The organism is Marivita hallyeonensis (assembly GCF_900129875.1).
In the GTDB taxonomy this organism is placed as follows: Bacteria; Pseudomonadota; Alphaproteobacteria; order Rhodobacterales; family Rhodobacteraceae; genus Marivita; species Marivita hallyeonensis.
The window spans coordinates 246,728-267,149 of record NZ_FQXC01000002.1 but is presented as its reverse complement, the minus strand read 5'-3'; the positions used below and the strand labels follow the sequence as shown (position 1 = coordinate 267,149).

At 61.0% G+C, this 20,422-nt stretch carries 20 protein-coding genes; 12 read left to right on the top strand and 8 right to left on the bottom strand.

Annotated elements, in window-relative coordinates:
* Window positions 1-42: 42 nt before the first annotated feature.
* From BUA42_RS06940 to BUA42_RS06925, 4 genes are all read right to left on the bottom strand, one after another.
* Complete coding sequence (locus BUA42_RS06940; RefSeq protein WP_072776990.1) at window positions 43-699, bottom strand: hypothetical protein; 657 nt, start codon at window positions 697-699, stop codon at window positions 43-45.
* Between the two features lie 10 nt (window positions 700-709).
* Window positions 710-1,192, bottom strand: coding sequence for a hypothetical protein (locus BUA42_RS06935; protein WP_072777455.1), 483 nt, complete (start codon window positions 1,190-1,192; stop codon window positions 710-712).
* Between the two features lie 240 nt (window positions 1,193-1,432).
* The gene (locus BUA42_RS06930; protein ID WP_072776989.1) at window positions 1,433-1,882 is read right to left on the bottom strand and encodes a DUF302 domain-containing protein; all 450 of its coding nucleotides are present in this window, start codon (window positions 1,880-1,882) and stop codon (window positions 1,433-1,435) included.
* Window positions 1,883-1,956: 74 nt separating this feature from the next.
* A complete protein-coding gene (locus BUA42_RS06925) occupies window positions 1,957-2,781 on the bottom strand; it encodes a class I SAM-dependent methyltransferase (protein WP_072776988.1) in 825 nt (274 codons plus the stop codon).
* Window positions 2,782-3,087: 306 nt separating this feature from the next.
* Here BUA42_RS06925 and BUA42_RS06920 point away from each other — a divergent pair, with 306 nt between their 5' ends.
* Complete coding sequence (locus BUA42_RS06920) at window positions 3,088-4,020, top strand: LysR family transcriptional regulator (protein ID WP_072776987.1); 933 nt, start codon at window positions 3,088-3,090, stop codon at window positions 4,018-4,020.
* 341 nt (window positions 4,021-4,361) lie between these two features.
* Here BUA42_RS06920 and BUA42_RS06915 read toward each other — a convergent pair whose 3' ends face one another.
* Window positions 4,362-5,297: a LysR family transcriptional regulator gene (locus tag BUA42_RS06915; protein ID WP_072776986.1), complete on the bottom strand. Its 936-nt coding sequence runs from the start codon at window positions 5,295-5,297 to the stop codon at window positions 4,362-4,364.
* 96 nt (window positions 5,298-5,393) lie between these two features.
* On the opposite strand from BUA42_RS06915, the gene BUA42_RS06910 reads away from it, so the two are divergent.
* The gene (locus BUA42_RS06910; RefSeq protein ID WP_072776985.1) at window positions 5,394-5,915 is read left to right on the top strand and encodes a nuclear transport factor 2 family protein; all 522 of its coding nucleotides are present in this window, start codon (window positions 5,394-5,396) and stop codon (window positions 5,913-5,915) included.
* A gap of 685 nt (window positions 5,916-6,600) precedes the next feature.
* Here BUA42_RS06910 and BUA42_RS06905 read toward each other — a convergent pair.
* A complete protein-coding gene (locus BUA42_RS06905; protein ID WP_072776984.1) occupies window positions 6,601-8,007 on the bottom strand; it encodes a helix-turn-helix domain-containing protein in 1,407 nt (468 codons plus the stop codon).
* A gap of 165 nt (window positions 8,008-8,172) precedes the next feature.
* Between BUA42_RS06905 and BUA42_RS06900 the strand changes: the two genes are divergently transcribed.
* The 5 genes from BUA42_RS06900 to BUA42_RS06880 all read left to right on the top strand — a co-directional run bounded on the left by BUA42_RS06900 (window position 8,173) and on the right by BUA42_RS06880 (window position 13,957).
* Window positions 8,173-9,162 carry a Bug family tripartite tricarboxylate transporter substrate binding protein gene (locus tag BUA42_RS06900; protein ID WP_072776983.1) on the top strand — a complete coding sequence of 330 codons (990 nt, stop codon included), beginning with the start codon at window positions 8,173-8,175 and terminating at the stop codon, window positions 9,160-9,162.
* Window positions 9,163-9,283: 121 nt separating this feature from the next.
* The gene (locus BUA42_RS06895; protein ID WP_072776982.1) at window positions 9,284-9,772 is read left to right on the top strand and encodes a tripartite tricarboxylate transporter TctB family protein; all 489 of its coding nucleotides are present in this window, start codon (window positions 9,284-9,286) and stop codon (window positions 9,770-9,772) included.
* Window positions 9,773-9,787: 15 nt separating this feature from the next.
* A complete protein-coding gene (locus BUA42_RS06890; RefSeq protein ID WP_072776981.1) occupies window positions 9,788-11,305 on the top strand; it encodes a tripartite tricarboxylate transporter permease in 1,518 nt (505 codons plus the stop codon).
* Between the two features lie 29 nt (window positions 11,306-11,334).
* Window positions 11,335-12,864, top strand: a complete 1,530-nt coding sequence (locus BUA42_RS06885) for an acyl--CoA ligase (RefSeq protein ID WP_072776980.1) — start codon at window positions 11,335-11,337, stop codon at window positions 12,862-12,864.
* Between the two features lie 118 nt (window positions 12,865-12,982).
* A complete protein-coding gene (locus tag BUA42_RS06880; RefSeq protein ID WP_072776979.1) occupies window positions 12,983-13,957 on the top strand; it encodes a 2-dehydropantoate 2-reductase in 975 nt (324 codons plus the stop codon).
* A gap of 33 nt (window positions 13,958-13,990) precedes the next feature.
* On the opposite strand, the gene BUA42_RS06875 is transcribed toward BUA42_RS06880, so the two are convergent.
* Both BUA42_RS06875 and BUA42_RS06870 read right to left on the bottom strand, forming a co-directional pair.
* A complete protein-coding gene (locus BUA42_RS06875; protein WP_143152638.1) occupies window positions 13,991-14,425 on the bottom strand; it encodes a hypothetical protein in 435 nt (144 codons plus the stop codon).
* A gap of 184 nt (window positions 14,426-14,609) precedes the next feature.
* Entirely contained in the window at window positions 14,610-14,951 is a 342-nt protein-coding gene (locus BUA42_RS06870; protein WP_072776977.1) for a RidA family protein, read from the bottom strand.
* Between the two features lie 91 nt (window positions 14,952-15,042).
* Here BUA42_RS06870 and BUA42_RS06865 point away from each other — a divergent pair, with 91 nt between their 5' ends.
* The 5 genes from BUA42_RS06865 to BUA42_RS06845 all read left to right on the top strand — a co-directional run bounded on the left by BUA42_RS06865 (window position 15,043) and on the right by BUA42_RS06845 (window position 20,309).
* Entirely contained in the window at window positions 15,043-15,774 is a 732-nt protein-coding gene (locus BUA42_RS06865; RefSeq protein WP_072776976.1) for an SDR family oxidoreductase, read from the top strand.
* A gap of 67 nt (window positions 15,775-15,841) precedes the next feature.
* Window positions 15,842-16,876 (top strand): TRAP transporter substrate-binding protein, encoded by a 1,035-nt coding sequence (locus BUA42_RS06860; RefSeq protein WP_072776975.1) that lies wholly within the window; start codon window positions 15,842-15,844, stop codon window positions 16,874-16,876.
* Window positions 16,877-16,879: 3 nt separating this feature from the next.
* Entirely contained in the window at window positions 16,880-17,518 is a 639-nt protein-coding gene (locus BUA42_RS06855; RefSeq protein WP_342715968.1) for a TRAP transporter small permease, read from the top strand.
* Entirely contained in the window at window positions 17,515-19,011 is a 1,497-nt protein-coding gene (locus BUA42_RS06850) for a TRAP transporter large permease (RefSeq protein WP_072776974.1), read from the top strand. The genes BUA42_RS06855 and BUA42_RS06850 overlap by 4 nt, the downstream gene beginning before the upstream one ends.
* Window positions 19,012-19,259: 248 nt before the next feature.
* Window positions 19,260-20,309, top strand: coding sequence for a TRAP transporter substrate-binding protein (locus tag BUA42_RS06845; RefSeq protein WP_072776973.1), 1,050 nt, complete (start codon window positions 19,260-19,262; stop codon window positions 20,307-20,309).
* Window positions 20,310-20,422: the final 113 nt, after the last annotated feature.

The following is a 20,422-nucleotide window of genomic DNA, read 5'->3' as shown; positions in this document are numbered from 1 at the left end:
CAGTTCTAACCCGTTTCCATCTATGGATACCAAGGCGTCGCTTTAAAACCGCAAGCCGAAAAAAATCATCGCAAGAGGAACCGGAGAGACAGCGAACACGATGGTTATGAAGGTTGCGATGGGTGAGAAAATCCTGCTCAGGCCAACGATCATCATGATGCCGCCTCCGCCTCCGATGATGGAGTTTCCCGGTGTGTTAACCGCCAGCGCCAGCGCGATGTAGCGATAGCGCAGGCCAAGGCTCACTGCGCGTTTCGATTGTCCATCGAGCAGCATCGCCAGCCGCTCGTCGCCTGACAAGGGAGCTGCGCTGGCGACAAGCGCCGCAGCCCGGCGCATACGCAGAAGGGCCAAAAACCGCTCTAACGCGCCGATCGGCAGAAAGCGCCCGATTGTGAAGGCAAGCATCATCGACGCCACCGTGGAGACGTAAATCAGCGGGGCGATACTCGGGCCGAAAGCGGCCAGCATCGCAATTCCGATCTCTGCTCCCGGCACGAAAGGAAGTGCGAGCAACCCGATATAAGCCACCGACCCCCACATGATAGCGCGGTGCACCTGCTGTTCGTTATCGGGCCGGATCTGCAGGCTCAGGGCGTCCCGGATCTCATGCGCCCCCCAAGTGGCGAGCACAATCACCGCGATGAGGATCGCAACGCGCAAGAGAAGTGCGCGCAAACGCAAACCGGTTGGTGCCATGCGCCTTGCCTCAGCCGGAGATGTTTTCGTCTACGGGGGTTACAGAATTGCCCACTGCCGTGATCTCGATCTGGTTGGTCCAGTACCAGCGCCGCGTGGTCCAGGTGCCATCGACAACGACGTCGTCGCCATCAACCCTGCCGTACCAGACCACGGTATGTGGCGCGTCAGGACAAATGGTGCGCGCGGTAAAATGGATTACACCGTCGATCTCTTTCGTTTGATAATCGGACCAGCCAAAGTCGCAGTAATTCTGGCAATCGACCGACTGAAACTTGCCGTCTCGAAACACGATGAGGTCCTCAAGAACGGCTCCGCTGTTGGGGTCTGTTCCAAGGATGTCAAAAGACCTCCCATCAAGAGCGCCACTCGCCGTCCATGCCCCTTCGGGCACTTGGAAATCCGGAATATCTTCGTTCATGACGGTCAGTGTTGCAGCGCCTGTTCCGAGCGTCGCCAGGGCGATGGCCGCGACTTGTAGGATCTGGGGCATGGTGGTCTCCAAATGACTGAGAAAATGTAGTCCGGCAACTGCGATAAAACGATACTGCGCTACACCGTCGATTTCAATCGCAGGAAACACGCGGCGCAATGTTTGCTAGACCGTTTGTACGCACTTTAGGCAGGCGGGCGAGAAAACGTTTGGTTACAGGCCTGGCCCGGTGTCCCGGTGCCAGGATTTGTCTTGTCGCGCACGCAGGTTGCGAGTGAATGCGCGACAAGACAAGGCGCCCTAGTCGACACTCAGAACCTCGGTGAACATCGCGGCATAGGCCGGACGCGCGAGGGCCACGCCCGCCTCGAGCTCGGGGTGTGGCGACAGTGTCGTCATATACCCGACGTCTAGCATCGACAGGTACGACTGACCGTCCTCTTCGTAAAAGGCGATGTTGCCACACGGCATCAGGGCGAGGTTGTGCAAGCCCGCCGCGGCAACGTAGCCACGCATCGCGTTGAAGCAGATCTTCATGCCGACGGCAGCGCCGCCCATCATTTCGAATTCGCCGTTGAGCGACCAGTCATCGCTCATCGCGATGAAATCGCGGATCAGCGTGGCGGCCTCCTGCGGTGTCTGCTCCAACTCGTGAATGATGAAGTGTTCGGACACTTCTGCACGGGCCGCTGGCGCGAAAGCCAGGCTGGCAACCGCGACGACCGATAGGGTCTTGAGCATCGTTTTCATTTGGTGAACTCCTTTCGATTTGAGAAATACGGGAATAGTGCGGCCGGCCCCTTCGAACCGGCGCGGAGGCGGTCTCAGTGGTGGTTTTCGGCCATGAGGACGCGGAACGTGGCCCTGATCCGGTAGCTGCCATCGGGCTGGCGGAACGGAGCGAGGGCTGCAGCGTGTGCTGCATCAAGCGCCTCTTGGCCACTGACCTCGGCGGCCTTCGCGGCGACGCCGGACGATCCAAGACCCTTTTGCGCGGTGGCAAGGTCCGGGTAAGACCATGGCGCGTCCACATCGAAAACCTCCACTGGGGTCAATCCGGCAGAGGCCGCCAGCTCTTCCAATTTACCCGGAACTGACAGCGCAAATGGTCCATTGGCATTCGGCGGGGCCGGGGGCAGCAGGGGCTTGAGTGCCGCCACCAGTGCTGTGGCCTCCATTGTTTCGGGCGCGCCCCACGTCATGGTGAAAACCCTGCCTCCTAGCCTGGTCACACGGCGGGCCTCTTTCAACGCAGTGGTGGGATTGGCGGCATACTGGAACGAGTTGAAACCGGACACGACGTCGAAGCTGTTGTCTTCGAACGGCAATTCCTCGAGATCGCCATGCACCAGATGCGCGTTCGGCAACCGGCTCCGGGCCACTTCGAGCAGCGCGGTAGAGGCGTCGATGCCAGACACGCGTGCTCCGAGGTCCGCGGCAAAATACAAAGCCATACCCGCACCGCAGCCCGCGTCCAGCAGCCGTGTTTCAGAACCCACAACCGCTTTGTCGAAGACCGCGTGATAGGCCGGGGCACACTGCGCCTCTTGAATGTTGGCCCAGTCCGTGGCGCGCAAGCCCCAGGCTCGTCCGTTGGTCTCCCCGCTGCGCGCGGGTGTGGTCGCCATGGTGGTGTCGATCACAGTCATCGGTCTTTCCTCCTTAGATGGCGCGGTCGGAAGGCACATCTTTCCCGTTCGGTCGAAAATCGACACGCTGCGGGTGGCCCGCCATGATTTCAGCTCAGGTCTGTTTCTCGGCCGCCCATCCACGGGTCGACCGTCTTTTATTCGGTACGCTCAGATCGAAAGCTGCATGAATTTTCAGCGCCTTGGCTTGAGATTCTCGCCGTCACTGAAGCTTTTTTCTGGACGTGGGAACATCTTCAGCGCGATGGTCACTTCAGTCCAGCGAAACGATTTCAGGCCCGCATGAGCCAAATTCAGCTACATAAGATGGACCTCAACTTATTGGCGACGTTCGAGGCGCTGATTGAGGAGGGCAGCGTCGCGGCGGCGGCGGATCGACTTCATCTGACGCCCTCTGCGGTCAGCCACGCGCTGGGGCGTTTGCGCACGCAATTCGACGACCCGCTTCTGGTACGGATCGGCGGCAAAATGCAACCGACGCCCAAGGCGCTCCTTCTGGCAGATGAACTGTCGCCCGTGCTGCGTGGGTTGCGTCGTGCGCTTGAGCCGCAAGCTCCCTTCGATCCAGCCACCAGTGACCGCGTCTTTCGGATTGCTCTTCACACCTCACCCACCTTCATGGCGCAGATGACGACGGACATCCTGAGAGCCGCGCCGAACGTCATGATCGAGTGGGTTCGCATCAAACCGAGCAACCAGAATGATCTGGCCGACGGGTTGATCGACCTTCTGCATGTCGGCGGCCCGGCGTATTTGATGGATGGGATTGCGTCCATCGATCTCTCGCCAGTCACGTTTTTCAGTTTCGTGCGAAACGGCCATCCTGTGACCAAGGAATGGAGCACGGAGAACGCCGCGAAGTACAGGTATCTTCAAGTCGCGGTCGAAGACACGGGCGGCACGCCGATCGAAAAGGAGCACAGGGTTCTCAACCGTCCAAGAACATTGGGCGGCAAGGTGCATGATTTCTCCCTTATCGGGTCTATGCTTGCCGCAACAGATCTTATCACCACACAACCGAGCTTCGTTATGGCAGAGATGTGGACGCGCTATGACCTGCAAGTGCTTGAACCGGTTGCGGCACCCAAAGACTTTCCAATGCGTTTTGCCTGGTCCGCCCGCAACGCTTCCGACCCCGGAAACAACTGGCTGCGCGACACGGTGATCGCAGCGTATGAAGACCACCAAGCCGACATTAACCACAAGCTTGGTGCAGTCATGATCCCGCTTCGCAACTGAGAGAGGCCTCGGTCTTCTGTGCTGTGGTATGGGATTGCTCATCCCACTGACCGCAAGTTTGAATTTGCTCAGGCCGAACCGTCACGGGAATGTTTGGTCTTCTAGATTTGCAATGAATACCCTGATGGAATGGCCGAGGTACGTGGTGACTCGTAAGCGACAATTTGAAACGCGTTCTGTACCTTGGCTTGGTCGCGTCTATTGTTAGCGTGGACGAGCTAGGAATTTGCTACCGCAGCGAGTGGCCGATTTGGCAAAGCTGCGTTCTTTAGTTTGGTCATAACGACCGAGCCTACGAGACTACCGGGCGTTTTTTGTCAAAGTTGGTCTGACGGCCGCGACTAAGTCTTGCTCGCAAGCTGGGCTCTTTCGGCGATCGTCTCATAGGCACCGATGACAAGCGATCTGAGCCATTTGCTGCCCGGGTCTTGCGACAGGCGTGCGCTCCAGAAAAAGCGAAAGGTGATGTCCGGCAGATCGATTGGCGGGGTCTTGGCGATCAGGCCATAGGTCTGAACATCTTGGGCCATGAAAAGCTGGGCTGAGGTGCCAAGCATGTTCGTCCGCGCAAGCAGAGGTGCCACGCCCGAAAACTCCGGCAGATGCGCCCCGATGCGGCGTTCGAGCCCATCGCGTTTTATCTTGTCCTCCACGGTCTGGCGCGCCGCGTTGGACAATCCCACCATGACATGAGGCCAGTCGAGCCACGCCTGCTTGTTCCAGTTCTCTGCCGCCGGGTGGTCTTTCCGCATGTAGGTATAGCGCTTGAGTGTCGGCATGACCTGCTCCATCAGACCTTCCGGCAGGGGTGTGTCAGCGCCAAGAAGTGCCAGATCGATCTCCTCGTCTGCGACCGCCTGATAGAGATGCGGACCCAGACCCACCCATTCCACGGCCACGTTCGGTGCCTCCTTGTTAACCCGTGCAAAGACCTCGGCGATGAGCGCCGTAATCGCCGGGACAGCGACGCGGAAGCGTCTGGTGCTGGTCTCGGGGTCGAAGGCGCGCGGGGGCGCGACCACCTGTTCGATCTGCCGCAGGATGGGGCGGACGTCCTTAATCATCTGCAGCGCAAAGGGCGACGGTTGCATCTTGCTGCCGACCTTGACCATCAGCGGATCACCCACCTGATCGCGCAATCGGGCCAGCGCGTGGCTGACGGCGGATTGCGTGCGGCCCACCTTTTCGGCGGCCTTGGTGACGCTGCCCGTGTCCATCAGCGCCTCGAACGTGACCAGCAGGTTCAGGTCTATCTTGCTCAGATTAATTTTGCTCATGAGGCATGCAGACTGTTCGTTATATTTCGAAAAAACACGCCGCTAACGTGTCGTCATTCCCGCCGGGCGCGGGTCAAATCCAGAAAGGAGTACGACATGTTCGAGGAAAAAAAGAAAGTTGCAATGCGCGGCGCGGCGAGCGCTCTTGCGTTAGGGGTGCTCGTGGCCGGGTCCGCACAGGCAGACGATGGCGGCGCGGCCGGCGTCTCGATGGTCTCGAGCGCGTTCTACGCGGCGCTGAACGACATGCTGGCTGGCACTCCGGTCTCGAACGAGATCGCGCCGCTCTGGCTTGACGCAGACGGCGTCACCGCACAGCACCCCATCGGCGGGCGCGACATAGGGCTCAACACCCTGGCCGGAGCTTTCGACGGCGTGGCAAGCCTTGCGGAGGGAGGAGAGATCGCGCTTCAGGATCAGGCCATCGCCATCTTTGGTGATACCGCAGTCGAAACCGGGGTCGAGACGGGCCAAGCCACGCTGGCAGGCAAAGAGATCGCGCTCGAATACCGGGTGACCAACGTCTACACGCGGACCGAGGATGGCTGGCGCATGGTCCATCACCACACCGATCTGTCGGCGCCCATCATCGACCTGCTCGCAAGCCTGCATCAGTAGGCGTCCGCAAAAGCGCCCGTCATGGAGGCGCTTCTACACAGTATCGAAACACCAAGCTCCGGGGCAACGCAGCCCAGGTCGACTTCACCGGCGCTTCGGTCTGGCACGAATTGGCCATCGCCTCTCCCGAGGCCAGGGTGACCCAGACCGAGCGCCCCTAATTGCGTTGGTGGGCAAGACATTCGGCCATGATCGGAAAGCTCTTCGCCCACCGCGAAAGCCTGCCCTTGCTAGGGCCGACCGCAGAGAGCTTTGGGAACATGAGCGGGCTCGACGAGTACCGTACCGTTTCGGCCTATAGTCGCAACACTGCGAAGTTTCGTTCAATCGTGCCGGCAGATCGATCGCTGGTTTTTTCCACTGCGAGCTCACCGCAGCCTAAGCCACGTCAGACCATGCCAATTGCCACACTGTCGTTTATGTCCCTGAAGCGAACGGTTACGTCGTCCTGCACAGCCGTCCTCGCGTGCCCGCACTCCGCTGATAAACGTGTTCGAAGGACTGTTAAGACAGTTTTATTGTCCCCCGTACCAGAGATCATCCGCGCGTAGTCAAGGGGCGCAACTCCGCCGCATGAGCACTTGCGAGGCTGTTGCCATTGTGGACAAAGCCCACCATTGCCGAATTTTACTAATGTGTCCCAGTCGGTTTGGTCGACCCGCAGTGAGGGGTGACGTTGGATTGATCAGCTCTCATACCGGGTCTGGCCGCGGCGGTTGGTGTCGACGGGCAGGGTGACGTGTAGTGGCTGGTGGGCGCGTTGCGGGCAGGCGGTGCGGGGGCAAACGTGGCAGCTTGTGCCGATCTGCGCGAAGAGCGTGGGGTCCTCCATGTTGAAGCGCGAGGCGTAGCCGACCTGGTGCGCCTGATCGATGTCGCAGCCGATGGCGACGACGAGGCGGCGTTCGCCGAGCCTTGCGCCGACGACGGGGCGGTCGGAAGTGCGCGACAGGGTGAAGAAGCGGCCGTTGTCCGGCATCTCTACAAACTGCGGAAGGAGTTGCCCGGGCACCTGAAACGCGCCGTGGATGTCCCAGACCGGGCAGGCGCCGCCCTCTTCTGCGAGCGTGATGGTGGTGGCGTTGAAGCGCTTGGACACGTTGCCTGCGCGGTCGACGCGGAGAAAGAAGAACGGGATGCCGCGCTGGCCGTCGCGCTGCAGGGTGGTAAGGCGCTGGCAGACCATTTCGAAGCTGACGCCAAAGCCCGAGATGATGCGGTCGATATCATAACGCGTGGCTTCGGCCAGCGTCAGGAATTCGGTGTAGGGCATTAGCAGCGCGGCGGCGAAGTAGTTCGTCAGTTCGACGGTGAGCCGCGCTCGGCCTGCGTCCTCGGTAATACCGCTGGCGGCGACATAACTTTGCACGGTCTCACGCGCTTCGAGAAGGCCAATGACATGGGCCAGTTGGAAGACGCGGTTCGGGTGGTCGAGTGCTTCGGACAGGTGCACGATGCCGTCGCTTTCGCGAAAGAGCCGCAGCGCACCCGGCATGTCGGAGAGCTTCTGAACCGTGCTGGTGACACTGTGCTCCAGCCGCAAATGGCGTTTCAGAAGCGCGTACATATCGTCATGGGATCCGCCGAGACGCGCGCGCAGGTCTTCGGCCTGCCGTTCGAGCGGGTCGAAATGGTTTTCGTGGGCGCGAAACACGTCGTGGATCGCGGTTTCGGGTGTTTTGAAGTGGATGTCGCTGGCAGCGGTCTGACCGGCCAGTTTCCGGAACTGGTCCGCCATGGAGCGATGCGTCTGTTGGAGCTGCAGGAATCGGTCGACCAGTGTGGGCGCGTGATCGAGCGCGCCGCGCAGCTCGGCCAGGTCGGGCGGATCGTTGGCGAAGACCGGGTCGCGCACGGCGGCGCGCAGATCAGCGAGCTTGGTCGCCTCGGTATTGGTGACGAGGCTGCGCATGTCGACGCCGTAGGCTTCGGTGAGCGCGACAAGCACCTGCACGGATAGGCTGCGCTGGTTGTTTTCCAACAGGTTCACATAGGCGGGCGAGACGCCGAGACGCTGAGCCATTTCGGCCTGCGTGTGTTTGTGCTGGCGGCGAAGTTGCCGCAATTGGGGGCCAACAAAGGTCTTGCTCATGTTTACAACATTACAAATACAAAAGTTGTAAAAGCAAGAATTAACGCGATGACCGCAATCTGCGTGAAATTATATTTCGTACAGGTATGTATCTGCCAAGTCCGAAGAGGAAGTGGCGGCGTCTATGGTCGTCGGGAGCGGGCTTCGATATTGGGAGGATATTACATGATCTACAAGATGACACGTCGTGCAGCACTGGCCGGGGTGGCCTCGATTGCGATGATCGCCGCAGGCGCCACATCCGCTTTGGCCGAAGGTTGGAAGCCGCAGAAACCCATCGAAATGGTTATCATGGCCGGTCAGGGTGGCGGGGCGGACCGTCTGGCGCGTCTGTTCCAGTCGATCATCCAGAAGGAAAACCTCGCCTCGATGCCGGTCCTGCCCGTGAACAAAGGCGGTGGTTCGGGCGCGGAAGCGCTGCGCTACCTCAAGGACAATGAGGGCGACGCGCACAAGATCATGGCTACGCTGAACAGCTACTACACCACGCCGATCCGCAACGACATTGGCGTCGATATCGAAGAGTTCACGCCGATCGCGCGCATGGCGCTGGATACCTTCGTGCTGTGGGTCAGCGCAGACAGCGATATCCAAACGATGGATGACTGGGTTGCTGCGGTCAAAGCGTCCGGCGGCGAATGGAAAATGGGCGGCACCGGCACCGGGCAGGAAGACAGCCTCGTGACCGCGATGCTGGAAAAGGAATTCGACATCAAGGTCACCTATGTGCCGTTCAAAGGGGGCGGTGACGTTGCGAAGAACCTGGTCGGTGGTCACATCGACAGCACCGTGAACAACCCGTCCGAGCAGATGGGCTTCTACCAGGCCGGCAAGTCGCGCCCCATCGCGGCCTTTACACCGGAGCGGCTTGACGTGTTCCCGGATGTGCCGACAGCGCGCGAGCTGGGTCATGACATCGTCTACTGGATGCAGCGGTCCTTTGTGGCACCGAAAGACATGCCGGCAGAGGCGGTCGCCTATTACACCGAGATGTTTGAAAAGCTGAGCCAGACCGAGGAATGGCAGCAGTACACCACGGACAAGGCCCTGATGGCCGACTTCCTGTCGGGCGATGAGCTTCAAGCATACTTCATCGAAGAGCGTGACAAGCACGCCGCCATCCTCGCCGACATGGAAGGCGACGGGTCTTCGTAAGGCCGCTTTGCCGAGAGCCAAAGCGCGACCAAGCGGGCCGGGGCCGAAAGCGCCCCGGCCTCTTTTGGCACCCGGATTGGGGTGATCCGGGCCAAGCACCAAGACATTCGGGGAGACGGCTATGCTTGTAGCGGACAGGGTGATCGCCATCGCGATCATGGGCCTTTCAGCCTATTTCATGTGGCATGCGGTGGAATTGCCGATCGGGTGGAACGGTATGACAGGCGGTCCGGGTGGGGGCGCGTTTCCGTTCTGGCTTTCGCTGATCATGATGCTGTGTGCCGCGGGTATCCTTGTCCGGAGCATCGGCCGGCACGATGGCGGGCAGTCTTTCTTCGATGGGGTGATGCTGAAATCGGTCATCCTTGTTGTGGTCGCGCTATTCGCGACGATCGCGCTGATCCCGGTTGTGGGAGCTTATATCGCGATCCCGCTGTTCATCTTTTGGTACGTCAAGGTTTTCGGACGGCATTCCTGGTTGCTGACCCTGTGTCTGACCATTGGCACGCCGCTGTTTCTGTTCTTCTTCTTCGAAGTGACGCTCAAGATCCTGCTGCCCAAGGGGATCACTGAGCCGCTGTTCTTCCCGCTTTACGCAATGTTCTTCTGATCGGGGGTCGATGACATGGAAACGCTTGCGCTTCTGGCCGACGGGTTTGCGACATCTCTGTCGCCGCTCAATCTGATGATCGTCATCCTCGGCGTGACGGCGGGGCTGTTTATCGGCGCGATGCCGGGGCTGGGATCGGTGAACGGGGTGGCGATTGTACTGCCGCTGACATTCATCGTGCCGCCCTCGTCGGCGATCATCCTGCTCTGCGCGATCTACTACGGCGCGATGTACGGCGGCGCGATATCGTCGATCCTGCTGGGGATACCGGGCGCATCAACGGCGGTGGCGACGACCTTTGACGGTCGGCCGATGGCGCAACAGGGTAAGGCCGGGCTTGCGCTGATCGCGGCGGCGGTGGCCTCGTTCGTCGGTGGAACGATCTCGGTCGTACTGTTCACACTGTTTGCCGTACCGTTGGCGGACCTCGCGCTGGCCTTCGGGCCCGCCGAGGAGTTCGCCTTGGTGTTGCTCGCATTCACGACATTCGTGGGACTTGGCGGCGACGATGTGCTGAAGACCATCGTGATGATCTGTCTTGGGTTGGTGCTGAGCACCGTCGGGCTCGATCTGATTTCGGGGTCGCCGAGATTGGTGTTTGGCGACCTGCCGGGATTCTATGCGGGGATCAGCTTCCTCGTGCTGGCGATTGGAGTCTACGGGATCGGGGAGATCCTTTACACGCTTGAGACTTCGCGCACCGCGCCGTCGGTTACGCCGGCGAAAATCACGTTCAAAGAGCTGGGGGCCGGGTTCAGGGCGATGAATCGCATGTGGAAGACCATGGGCACGGGGTCGTTCCTTGGCTTCTTTGTCGGCATGCTGCCCGCGGCGGGAGCGACTCCTGCATCGCTGATGGCCTATGGGATTGCGCGGTCGACATCGAAACAGCCCGAGACCTTCGGCAAGGGCAATATCGAAGGCGTTGCCGCGCCGGAGACCGCGAACAATGCGGCTTCGACGGGCTCGCTCTTGCCGATGCTGACGCTGGGCATTCCGGGCTCGCCGACGACCGCCCTTCTGCTGGGCGGCATGGTGATGTGGGGTCTGATGCCGGGGCCGATGTTGTTCATCGAACAGCCGGACTTCGTCTGGGGGCTGATCTCGTCACTCTACACCGCCAACTTCGCTGCCGTGGCGATCAATATCGCGCTGATCCCGCTCTTTGTCTGGGCACTGCGGATGCCGTTCACCGTGCTGTGCGCTCTGGTGATGGTGCTGTGTATCGTCGGGGGCTTTGCGCCGAGCCAGAAGATGCATGACGTCTGGCTGATCGCGGGCTTCGGTGTGGCGGGCTATCTTTTGCGGAAAGCGGACTACCCCCTGGCCCCCTTGGTGCTGGCGCTGGTGCTAGGTCCGCTGATGGAAAAGAGCTTCCGTCAGACGCTGATCGCGGAGCAGGGGAACGTGCTTGCGTTTGTCGAAAGACCGCTGTCGGCGACGTTTATTGCGCTCGCGGCGCTTTTCTTTGTGCTCCCGCTTGTTAAGTATCTGCGCAAGGGTGGACGTCGGAGCGTGGCTCCGGCGGAATAGAAGACTGACTGAATAAAGGGGACGGGGCGATGGCAACGACGATGAAAGCCTTGCTGGCAAAGCACGCGGCAGACAGCCTGGCAATCGGAGCACCGGGGCGTGGATGGCTGACTTACGGAGGGCTGCGCGATCTGTCTGCGGAGGTAAGCCGTGCGCTGCGCGGGTTTGGAATCGGGCCGAGTGACCGGGTCGCCATCGTCCTGCCGAACGGACCGGAGATGGCGTCGGCCTTTGTCACCATCGCGCAGGCGGCAACGACGGCTCCGCTGAACCCGGCCTATCGCGAGGACGAATACGCCTTTTACCTCGAAGATCTGAACGCAAAGGCCATCGTGCTGGCCGATGGCTATGACGGCCCGGCCTATGCGGCGGCCAAGTCGCTTGGGCTGATGATCCTGCGGACGGTTGTGGACCCAGATCAGCCTGCGGGTACCTTTACCCTTTCGGTCGACGGTGCTGCGGGCGAAGCCGTACCGCCGCGCGATCCGTCGGAGAACGATGTGGCGCTGATCCTGCACACGTCGGGAACGACATCTCGCCCGAAGATTGTGCCGCTCTTGCAGTCAAACGTTGCAGCCTCGGCGCAGAATATCGCGGCGTCCCTGAAACTGTCGGCCTCGGATCGCTGCCTGAACGTGATGCCTTTGTTCCATATTCACGGGCTGGTCGCGGCTGTGTCGGCCTCTCTGTCCGTCGGCGCGTCGATCTGGTGCGCGCCGGGGTTTGACGCGCTGCGCTTCTTCGGCTGGATGAAGGACGCGCGGCCCACATGGTACACGGCGGTGCCGACGATGCATCAGGCGATCCTCACACGCGCCAAGCGCAATGCCGATGTGATTGAGGACGTGCCGTTGCGGTTCTTGCGATCCTCATCGGCATCCTTGCCGGCGCAGGTCATGGAGGCGCTGCGCGAGACCTTCAACGCCCCTGTGATCGAGGCCTATGGCATGACAGAAGCGGCGCACCAGATGTGCTGCAACCCGTTTGACCGGCAGAAGCCGGGTGCGGTTGGCGTCGCGGCCGGACCGGAGGTGAAGATCGCGCATGAGACGGAGAATCGTCTCATCGAGGGTACGGGTGAGGTCGTTATCTCGGGGCCGAATGTAACACCGGGATATGAGAGCAATCCGGACGCCAATGCGAAGAACTTCTTCGAGGCGGAGGGGCAGCGCTGGTTCCGCACAGGCGATCAGGGGGCGTTTGACGAGGATGGGTTCCTGCATCTCACCGGGCGATTGAAAGAGATTATCAATCGCGGCGGCGAGAAGGTCTCGCCGCTCGAGGTGGATGGCGTGCTCCTGGATCACCCGGCCATTGCGCAGGTGGTGACCTTTGCATTGCCGCATCCAAAACTCGGGGAAGAGGTCGCGGCGGCCGTGGTGCTGAAGGAAGGGTCCGAGGCGTCGGAACGCGATATCCGCGATTTCGCGGCGGAACGCATGGCCGATTTCAAGGTGCCACGCAAAGTTGTCATCATGGACGAGATCCCGAAAGGGGCCACCGGCAAGATGCAGCGGATCGGTATGGCGGAGAAGCTGGGGCTGGTGGAACCGGCCTGATCGCCGATCTGATGTCGGCACGCAAGAGCGGCGCCGGGAGCCTCCGGCGGGAGTTTATTGGGCAAGATGAAGGAGGAGCGGTTCGCGGTGACGCGGCGGATCGCTTTTGGGGTGAGCGATGAAGATTTGCGTGTTCGGAGCGGGCGCGATTGGCGGCTATATGGGGGTCAAGCTGGCGCAGGCGGGGGCGGACCTGAGCCTGGTGGCGCGCGGGCCGCATCTGGCGGCGATGCAGGAGAACGGTCTCAAGCTGATCGAAGAAGACGGTGAGGCGACGGTCGATGTATCGGCATCGGACGATCCGTCCGCTCTCGGCGTGCAGGATTACGTGATCGTCACGCTCAAGGCCCATTCCGTGCCAGGGGTCGTCGATAAGATGCAACCGCTGATTGGGCCGGAGACCACGATCGTGTCGGGCGTGAACGGCGTGCCGTGGTGGTACTTCCACAAGCTGGGCGGGCAATACGACGGCACGCGGCTCGAGACGGTCGATCCGGGGAACAAGCAGTGGGACGGGTTCGGTCCGGACCGGGTTCTGGGCTGCGTGGTCTACCCGGCAGCGGAGGTGATTGAACCCGGCGTCGTCAAGCATATCGAGGGCAATCGGTTTTCGCTGGGTGAGCCGGACGGGTCGAAGTCCGAGCGGGCCATGGCGTTATCGAAGGCTTTGTCGGCGGCAGGATTGAAGGCGCCGGTGCGGCCGCGGCTGCGGGACGAGATCTGGGTCAAGCTGTGGGGCAACCTGTCGTTCAACCCGATCTCGGCCTTGACGCATGCGACGCTCGATGTGCTCTGCACCGAGCCGGGCACGCGGGCCGTGGCGCGGGGCATGATGCTCGAGGCGCAGGAGATTGCCGAAATGCTGGGAGTGAAGTTCCCGATCGATGTGGAGCGGCGCATTGACGGCGGGGCCGCCGTGGGCGCGCACCGGACATCGATGTTGCAGGACCTCGATCAGGGGCGTCCGATGGAGATCGACGCCCTGGTCGGGTCGGTGCAGGAATTGGGTCGGATCGTCGGGGTGCCGACGCCGACCATCGACACGGTGCTGGCGCTGGTGCAGCTGCGCGGCAAGGTGGCGGGGCTTTATTGAGGCGCACAGCAGCACGCGTTTGTTCGAACGAGCCTACAATCTGGCCGGCAGTTCGGTTTCCGGATGGTGTTCGTGGGTTTGAAACACAAGAGGCGCATCTGTGTTGTCCGAGCCGGATGCGTGCGCCTCGATAAACCTGCCTATGTAATAGAGTCCTTCGTAGAATCGCGATTTGGGGTATCCGTTCAATCGGTCCTGCGCAGCTTCGACATCGGTGTCGGATTGAGAGGTCTTGGCACACAGAATGCGCTCTGGCGGATCGAACGTGAGCGGTTCCAGCGCGAAGCGTGTGCAACCAAGCTGTCCTTCGTGCAAGACATAGGTCCCTGATCCGTGGAGAAAGAGATGCGATCCGCGCCACCAGCCAGTGTCTGGGAAAAGTTCGATCGAGGATGTGTTCGCCCCGTCGCTGATTGTGAAGGTTCTGTGCCAATCACTGTGAAGACCGAACATCCCCTCTACTGTCATCGAGGCGCTCTTCTGTGTGCCGAGGCGGACGGTCGCTTCGTAAGACTGCGTGCACGATGCCAAGACGCAGACGGCTCCAATCATCGCTAGGAGATTGCGGAACACGATCACCACTGCACCGCGTTGTTCACTTTATCTTTTCAAATGGCCGTTGCCGGATATGCGGTTGGAAGACCGACATGTCTCAGTCGTAAGCCGCCGTCACGATCACCTCGACCTTGAGCACATCGCGGGCCAGCTTGGCCTCGCCACAGGCGCGGGCGGGGGCGTGGCCTTCGGGCACCCAAGCGTCCCAGACGGCGTTCATTTCGGCAAAATCCTTCATATCGGACAGCCAGATGATCGCCTGAAGGATCTGTTCGCGCGACGATCCGGCCTGTTGGAGAAGCGCGTCGACACGGGCGAGGCAGTCTTGTGTCTGTTCCGTGACCGTGTCGCCTGCGCCCACCTGACCGCAAAGGTAGACCGTGCCATTGTGCTTGACGATCTTCGACATGCGTTGGCCGATTTCCATGCGTTCGATCATGTGATGTCTTCCTCTTGATCCCTGTTGAGCGAGACTTGCTGTCCGCTGGCGGATTGTCCAGAACGTATGTGGGTCATCTGGGAGGGGTGTCATGGGCCCGAGCATCATCATCACGGGCGCGGGAAGCGGGATTGGCAAAGCCTGCGCCGAGGCGTTTCTTGGCGACGGGTGGCGCGTCGGGCTGATCGGGCGGCGCGAGGGACCGTTGCAAGAGATTGCGGATCGATATGAGGACGCATTGCCACTGCCCTGTGATGTTGCGGATGCGGCGGCGGTCGAGACCGCATTTGCCACCGCTGTCGCAACCTGGGGGCGCATCGATGCGCTTTTCAACAATGCTGGCGTGGGCACTTTCGGGGCGACGATCGACGAGATCGCCTTGGACGACTGGCAGCGCTGTGTCGACATCAACGTGACAGGGAGCTTCCTCTGCGCGCGGGCGGCGTTTGCGCAGATGCGTCGGCAGGACCCGCAAGGTGGACGGATCATCAACAACGGGTCGATCTCGGCCCATGTGCCGCGGTGGGGATCGGTGCCGTATACGGCGACCAAACACGCGATCACCGGGCTGACGCGGTCTCTGTCTCTGGATGGGCGACCCTTCAACATCGCCTGCGGTCAGATCGATATCGGCAATGCGGAGACCGAGATTGTCGCGAACCTGCGCGCGCAGGCCGAGGCGGCAGGACAACCATTTGACGCGACGATGGACGTGACACATGTGGCATCGTCGGTTCTGCACATGGCCAAGTTGCCCCTGGACGCCAATGTTCAGTTCATGACGGTCATCGCGACGACGATGCCCTATATCGGGCGCGGGTAATTTCCGCTTGGATTCCCTTTGGGCTTCGTGCGTTTATACCGCCAGAAAACACAGGGAGGAGATATCCATGATAAAGCGCGCATTTCTGAAGCTCGCTGGGACGACAGCTGTGGCGGCGGTGCTGGCCACCGGCGCCTTGGCGCAGGAGGTCACGCTGCGGATGCACCAGTTTCTGCCAGCGCAGGCCAATGTGCCGAAAAACGTGCTCGTGCCTTGGGCCGAGCGGGTGATGGAGGCGTCCGGCGGGCGGATCGAGATCCAGCACTTCCCGTCGATGCAGTTGGGGGGCACGCCGCCGCAACTGATCGACCAGGCCATCGATGGCGTGGCCGATATCGTGTGGACCGTGGCGGGCTACACGCCGGGCCGCTTCCCGCGGGCCGAGGTGTTCGAGCTGCCGTTCACCATGACCGATGCCGGTGACATGTCGGCGGCCTATTGGGAATTGGCGGAAGAGCAGATGATGGATCAGGACTTTGCCGATTTCAAAGTGCTGGGCGTCTGGGTGCACGGCCCGGGGGTGATCCACTCGGCTGATCCGATCGAAAGCCCCGAGGATCTGAACGGGGTCAAGCTGCGCGCTCCGACGCGGGTGACGACAAAGCTGTTCGGCAACCTTGGTGCAACCACCGTGGGCATGCCTGTACCCGCGATTCCTGAATCGCTTTCCAAAGGTGTGGTCGACGGTGCGGTGATCCCGTGGGAAGTGGTCGGCGCTTTGAAAGTGGCCGAGCTGGTGGAGAACCATACCGAGTTCGAGGGCAACGCGATTTACACCACATCCTTTATCTTCGCGATGAACAGGGATGCCTACGAGGCGCTGCCGGATGACCTCAAGGCGGTGATCGACGACAATTCCGGGCTGGAGTTCAGCCGGATGGCCGGGGCGCAGATGCAATCCGACGATGGACCGTCGCGTGAGGCGGCGCTCGACGCAGGCAACAACGTCATCACGATCTCGGAAGAGGCGGCGGCGCCCTGGCGTGCGGCGGCCGAGGCGACCACGGCGGAGTGGATTGCCGAAATGAACGAGAAGGGCATCGACGCCGAGGCGCTCATTGCGCGCAAGGACGAGCTGCTTGAAAAGCACAACACGCAGTAAGGCGTGGCGCGCTGCCCGGGCATCGTGTCCGGGCAGCGGTCGATACGGGCAGGGGGCATCAGCGGCATGAAGACGGCGATTGAACGTCTTGCGCGGATCATGGCGGTTCTGGGGGGCGTTGTACTAACCCTTCTGGTGATTTTGACCTGCGTGTCGGTTCTGGGCCGGGGGCTCAACACGTTCGGGCATTCCGATCTTGTCACCGACGGGTTCGGTGCCTGGCTGATTGGCACCGGAGTCGGGCCGGTGACGGGCGATTTCGAACTGGTGGAGGCGGGCATAGCCTTTGCGATCTTTGCGTTTCTGCCGATCTGCCAGCTTTATTCCGGGCACGCGACCGTGGACATCTTCACCTCGGCCATGTCGGAGCGGGTGAACCGCTGGTTGCAGGCCTTCTGGGAGGTCGTCTTGACGCTGGTCATCCTCCTGATCACCTGGCGGTTGAGCGCCGGGATGATGGACAAGATCAACAACGGTGAGACGACGTTTTTGCTGCAGTTTCCGATCTGGTGGGCCTATGCGGCGAGTTTTGTCGCGGCGCTGGTTGCGTCGGTGACGGCGATTTTTTGCGCCATCGGGCGAGTGACACTCGCGGCGACGGGGCGGTCGATCCTGCCTGCAAGCGGATCTGACGCCCTATGAGCATGCTGGAACTGGGCATCTGGTCGTTCCCGGTGCTGTTGGCACTGATCTTTCTGCGCGCGCCGATCGGGCTGGCCATGATGCTCTGCGGGATTGGCGGGTTGTGGCTGGCCCTGGGCAGCCCGGATGTGGTGCTGGCGCGACTGAAGTCCGAGACATATTCAACGTTTTCCAGCTATTCGCTGTCGATTATTCCGATTTTCTTGTTAATGGGCCAGTTCGCGACCCTGTCCGGCATGTCGTCGGCTTTGTTCAAGGCGGCGGAGTCGTGGCTTGGGCACCGCAAGGGCGGTGTTGCCATGGCATCGGTCGGGGCGTGTGCCGGGTTCGGTGCGATCTGTGGATCGTCTCTGGCAACGGCGGCGACGATGAGCCGGGTGGCGTTGCCCGAACTGCGGCGCAATGGATATTCCGGCGGGTTTTCGACCGCCACGCTCGCGGCGGGTGGCACGTTGGGTATCCTGATCCCGCCGTCGGTGATCCTTGTCATCTATGCGATCCTGACCGAACAGAACATCGCGAAGCTGTTTCTCGCGGCCTTCATCCCCGGGCTTCTGGCAGCTTTGGGTTACATGCTGACCATCTCACTCTATGTGCGCCGCCACCCGGAGGCCGCGGGGATGCGCGAGGCGGTTCCTTATGCGGAGCGGTTGCGCGCGCTGATCGATGTCTGGCCGGTTCTTCTGGTGTTCGGGCTTGTCGTTGGTGGTATCTACCTGGGTTGGTTCACGCCCACCGAAGGGGCCGCCGTGGGGGCTGCGGGCACCGGACTGATTGCGCTGGCGTCGGGCAACCTGACCTGGCACGTGTTCAAGCAGAGCATCATTCAGACGGCGGTGGCGACCGCGATGATCTTTTTCATCGTGCTGGGGGCGTCGTTCTATAACGGTTTTCTGGCGCTGACACAGGTGCCGCAGGAATTGTCGAACTGGGTGGTGGACATGGGCTTGAGCCCGTTCATGGTGCTGTCGCTGATCCTTCTCTTCTACCTGATTTTTGGCTGCCTGATGGACAGCCTTTCGATGATTCTCTTGACGATTCCGATCTTCTTTCCGGTCATTTCGGTCATGGATTTCGGCTTTGTCGATCTTGCGGCGATGCAGGCGGAAGCGGCGCGGGAGGTGCTGGCAGTCGGCATACCCGAGGGCATGACGCAGGACATGCTCGGATCGATCGAAGCGGCGATTGCGAGCGGGGTGGAATTGACCCGAGAGCAGATGCAGGCGCTCGACATTCGTGTCACGCAGGGCATGGCCAATCGGATCGAAGCCGAATGGGTGGCGATCTGGTTTGGCATCCTTGTTCTGATCGTCGTTGAGGTTGGCCTGATCACGCCACCGGTGGGGATGAATCTGTTCATTATCAACTCGATGGACAAGGACACGCCGATGATGGCGACCTACAAGGCGGTGATCTGGTTCGTGGCTTCGGACATCGTCCGGGTGATCCTGTTGGTGATGTTCCCGGCGATCACGTTGTTCTGGTTGTACTAAGCCCCGCGTCTTCGGTTGTCGGGTGGCGCTGAGGGATACCGCCGCTTGGGAACGGCCCTTGCGATCCTGAGTGTCGCTGCTAACCTCGCCGGACCGAGACGAGGAGAGGGAGAGCGGTCGTTCAAAGGCCGCCCGTTCCGTAGAACTGGGTATTAACACATGCCGGTCCGGCTGTTATACGCCGAATTGGTAAGAAACTATTACCAAAGGACCTGGGGAGGGTCCGACAACAACCTGGGAGGGTTATCATGACCATTCGTACTTTTGCTGCGGCTGCGGCTGCCAGCATTGCCCTGACGTCTGCTGTGAGCGCGCAGGAAACCTTTGAGATGACGTCCGCCTTCGGGAAGAACCTGCCGATCCTCGGCACCTCGGCGGTGAACTTCACCGAGAAGATCAACTCCATCTCCGAAGGTGTCGAGTTCGAGCAGTTCGATCCCGGTGAGCTTGTCCCCGCGCTTGAAGCGCTTGACGCGGTGTCGAACGGATCGGTTGACGCAGCCTACACCACATCCGGTTACTGGCAGGGCAAGATCCCTGCGGCGTCGCTCTTTGCGGCTGTGCCGTTTGGTCCGGAAGCGGGCGAATTCCTGGCGTGGATGATGTATGACGATGGCGCGACGCTGTTCCAGCGCATGTACGACGAGAACGGCTATAACGTGCACGTCATTCCCTGCGGTTTGATCGCGCCGGAAACGTCGGGCTGGTTCAAGAACGAAATCAATTCGCTGGCCGACCTCGAAGGTCTGAACATGCGCTTCTTCGGCCTTGGCGCGGAAGTGATGCAGCGTCTGGGCGTGTCCACTTCGCTTCTGGCCGGTGGTGACATCTTCCCGGCGCTGGAGCGCGGTGCAATTGACGCGACCGAATTCTCCATGCCGCGGATCGACGCGCGTCTGGGCTTCCACAACATTGCGAAGTTCAACTACTTCCCGGGCTGGCACCAGCCTGCGACCCTGTTCGAGTTGCTGATCAACAAGGATCGCTGGGACGATCTGGACGAGCGCAGCCAGGCGCAGATCGAGATCGCCTGCATGGCGAACATCACCGACAACTACGCCGAGGGTGAAGCCACCAACTTTGAAGCGATGCAGGACAACGTCGAAAATAACGGCGTGACCATCAAGCAGTGGCCGCCAGAGATGCTCGCCGCGTTCGAGAATGCGTGGAACGAAGTGGCCGCAGAACTGGCCGCAGAGGATGCGTACTTTAAGGAAGTCTGGGACGACCTTCAGGAATTCCGCGCCGGGTACAAGACCTGGGGCGACACCATCTACCTGCCGCGTCCGCGCAACTGATCCTGCGCTGAACGTGTGAGGTTTGCTCTGGCCCGGGTCGACCGGGCCAGAGTTTTGCACGGGGTGGAGTATGACCCCGTGTGATCCGGCGCCGCGCGCGCCACGTCATATCT